The 3,670-nt window shown below is 68.3% G+C and carries 3 protein-coding genes and 1 pseudogene; all 4 read right to left on the reverse strand.

Annotated features, from left to right (window positions below; all coding sequences use genetic code 11):
• A partial coding sequence (gene dnaE, locus Q0Q23_RS19875) for a DNA polymerase III subunit alpha (RefSeq protein WP_295128482.1) occupies window positions 1-1,643 on the reverse strand: 1,643 nt, incomplete at its 3' end.
• Between the two features lie 93 nt (window positions 1,644-1,736).
• Window positions 1,737-2,657, reverse strand: coding sequence for an RluA family pseudouridine synthase (locus Q0Q23_RS19880; RefSeq protein WP_295128480.1), 921 nt, complete (start codon window positions 2,655-2,657; stop codon window positions 1,737-1,739).
• Entirely contained in the window at window positions 2,657-3,208 is a 552-nt protein-coding gene (gene lspA / locus Q0Q23_RS19885) for a signal peptidase II (RefSeq protein WP_295128485.1), read from the reverse strand. Before lspA ends, Q0Q23_RS19880 begins: the two co-directional genes overlap by 1 nt.
• 34 nt (window positions 3,209-3,242) lie before the next feature.
• Window positions 3,243-3,670, reverse strand: a pseudogene (locus Q0Q23_RS19890) (cell division protein); the annotation flags it as partial.

Consider the following 3,670-nt stretch of genomic DNA (forward strand, 5'->3'; position numbering starts at 1 on the left):
TAGTCGAACTGCGTGACGATCTGGCCGTCCTGCTCGCGCTTCATGATCGGGATGACGTCGATGAGCGGGTCGGACGACATGATGACGCCCGCGGCGTGCACGCCCCACTGGCGCTTCAGGTTCTCGAGCCCGAGCGCCGTGTCGAAGACGGTCTTGGCCTCCGGGTCCGATTCGACGACCGAACGGATGTCGACCGCTTCCTTGTAGCGCGGGTGGTTCTTGTCGAAGATGCCCGTCAGCGGGATGTCCTTGCCCATGACGGGCGGCGGCATCGCCTTGGTGAGCTTCTCACCCATCGAGAACGGGAAGCCGAGGACGCGACCGGAGTCCTTCAGCGCCTGCTTGGCCTTGATGGTCCCGTAGGTGACGATCTGGGCGACGCGCTCCGACCCGTACTTCTCCGTCACGTACTTGATGACCTCGCCGCGGCGGCGGTCGTCGAAGTCGACGTCGAAGTCGGGCATGGAGACGCGGTCGGGGTTGAGGAACCGCTCGAAGATGAGACCGTGCTGAAGCGGGTCGAGATCGGTGATGCGCATGGCGTACGCGGCCATCGAACCGGCCCCGGAGCCGCGGCCCGGCCCGACGCGGATGCCGTTGCGCTTGGACCAGTTGATGAAGTCGGCGACGACGAGGAAGTAGCCGGGGAAGCCCATCTGGGAGATGACGCCGATCTCGTAGTCGGCCTGCTTGCGCACCTCGGGGGTGATGCCGTTCGGATAGCGCTGCTCGAGCCCCTTCTCGACCTCCTTGACGAACCAGCTCTGCTCGTTCTCGCCCTCCGGCACGGGGAACCGCGGCATGTAGTTGGCCGCCGTGTCGAACTTCACGTCGACGCGCTCGGCGATGGCCAGCGTGTTGTCGCAGGCGTCCGGGTGGTCGCGGAAGAGCCGGCGCATCTCGTCCGGGGTCTTGAGGTAGAACTCGTCGGCGTCGAACTTGAAGCGGTTGGGGTCGTCGAGCGTCGAGCCGGACTGCACGCAGAGCAACGCCGCGTGGCTCTTGGCGTCGGCCGCGTGGGTGTAGTGGAGGTCGTTGGTGGCGACGAGCGGGATGCCGAGCTCCTTCGCCAGCCGGATCAGGTCGCTCATGATCCGACGCTCGATGCCCAGCCCGTGATCCATGATCTCGGCGTAGAAGTTCTCCTTGCCGAAGATGTCGCGGAACTCGGCCGCCGCCTTCTTCGCCTCGTCGTACTGCCCGAGGCGCAGCCGGGTCTGCACCTCGCCCGACGGGCAGCCGGTGGTCGCGATGATGCCCTTCGAGTAGCGCTCGAGCAACTCGCGGTCCATGCGCGGCTTGAAGTAGTAGCCCTCCATCGACGCGTAGGACGACAACCGGAACAGGTTGTGCATGCCCTCGGTCGTCGCGGCCAGCATCGTCATGTGGGTGTAGGCGCCCGAGCCGGACACGTCGTCGCCGCCGCCGTCGCCCCAGCGCACGCGGGTCTTGTCGGTGCGGTGCGTGCGCGGCGTCAGGTACGCCTCGGTGCCGATGATCGGCTTGATGCCCGCATCCGTCGCCGTGCGCCAGAAGTCGAAGGCGCCGAACATGTTGCCGTGGTCGGTGATCGCCACGGCCGGCATGCCCTGTTCGACGGCGGCGTCGATGAGCGGCTTGACGCGTGCTGCCCCATCGAGCATGGAGTACTCGCTGTGGACGTGGAGGTGGACGAACGAATCAGTCGAAGGCACTGGTGCTCCGGGTCGAGGTGAGGGCTTAAGACTACGTCGGACCTACGACGCGCGGAGCACGTCGAGTGCGTGTTGCAGATCATCGGGGTAGGTCGTCGTGAAGGTCACCCACTCCCCCGTCGCCGGGTGCTCGAACGCGAGCTGCACGGCATGGAGCCACTGGCGCGTGAGCCCCAGCCGCGCCGAGAGCGCCGGGTCGGCCCCGTACATGGCGTCGCCGACGCAGGGGTGCCGCTGAGCCGCCATGTGCACGCGGATCTGGTGTGTGCGGCCCGTCTCCAGGTGGATCTCGAGGAGGCTCGCAGAGGGGAACGCCTCGATCGTCTCGTAGTGCGTCACCGACGGCTTTCCGCCGGCGATGACGGCGAACTTCCAGTCCGACCGGGGGTGCCGGCCGATCGGCGCGTCGATGGTCCCGGTGAGCGGGTCGGGGTGCCCCTGCACGACCGCATGGTAGATCTTCTCGACCGTCCGGTCGCGGAACGCCCGCTTGAGGACGGTGTACGCGTGCTCGGACTTGGCCACGACCATGAGGCCGCTGGTGCCGGCGTCGAGCCGGTGGACGATACCGGCGCGCTCCGCCGCTCCGGAGGTCGAGATGCGGAAACCCGCGGCCGCCAGGGCGCCGAGCACCGTCGGCCCCTCCCAGCCGACGGAGGGGTGCGCTGCGACGCCGACGGGCTTGTCGATGACGACGATGTCGTCGTCATCGTGCACGATCGTCAACTCGGGCACCGCGATCGGCACGATACGGGCCTCCTGACGCGGCTGCCAGCTCACTTCGAGCCAGGACCCGGCCGTCAGGCGATCCGACTTGTCGGCACCGCGGCCGTCGACCGTGACGCCGCCCGCCTCGGCGATCTCGGCGGCGAAGCTGCGCGAGAAGCCGAGGAGCTTGGCGAGCCCTGCATCGACGCGCGACCCGTCGAGCCCGTCGGGGATGGGGAAGCTGCGCGACTCCATCAGGCCTGCGGTTTGCCCGGATCGTCGACGTGCGCGGGTGCGTCCGCCTCGACCGCGTCCGCGTCGGCCACCTCGTCGTCATCGACGGGGCGCCGGCCGTCGAGGCCGATGCCGCGGAGCGTCAGGATCAGGAACAGCGCCATGCTCGAGACGATCGCGACATCCGCCAGGTTGAAGATCGCGGGCAGCAAGGGGATCTGCAGGAAGTCGACCACGTGACCGACACCGAATCCCGGCTCGCGGAAGAGGCGGTCCGTCAGATTGCCGAGGAGGCCGCCGAGCAGGAGCCCGAACAACACGGCCCACGCAGTCGACCGGATGCGCGGCGCGTACCAGATGACGAAGCCGAGGACGCCGACGCCGACGATCGAGAAGATCCAGGTCGAACCGCTGCCGATCGAGAAGGCCGCGCCGGGGTTCTTGACGAAATGGAACTGGAGGAGCTGTCCGAGGACCTGGACCTGCTGGCCCTCGTAGAGGTTCGACACGACCAGGACCTTGGCGATCTGGTCGACGAGGTACACGCAGAGCGCGACCACGGCCAGAATCACCAAGGCCCTGATGCTGACCTTGGTCCTCGAAGGACTAGCCTCCAAAGCCGGGGAAGACCGGGGGCTGCGAGCCCTGGTCGTGGCTGTTCGAGTCGCCCGAGCCGGCGGGGACCGGCGTGGGCACGTTGCCCTGGGCGGGGCGCCCCTGACCGAAGGCCGACGACGAGGCGCCGGAGGGCGCGGCGACGGACTGGCTGTCGAGGTCGCGCAGCTGGCCCTCGATGTAGCCCTTCAGGCCCTGGCGATAGTCGCGCTCGAAGGTGCGGAGCTCGTCGATACGGCGCTCCAGGCCGGTGCGTTCCTGGTCGAGGGCGCTGATCTGCGCACGCTGCTTGGACTCCGCCTCGGCGACGATGCGAGCGGCGGTGGCGTGCCCCTCCGCGATGAGCGCGTCGCGCTTCTCGACACCCTCGCGCACGTGCTCCTCGTGGAGACGGCGCGCGAGCTGGAGGAGGTTGTTGG

It is taken from the genome of uncultured Leifsonia sp. (assembly GCF_945957465.1).
Lineage (GTDB): Bacteria > Actinomycetota > Actinomycetes > Actinomycetales > Microbacteriaceae > Leifsonia.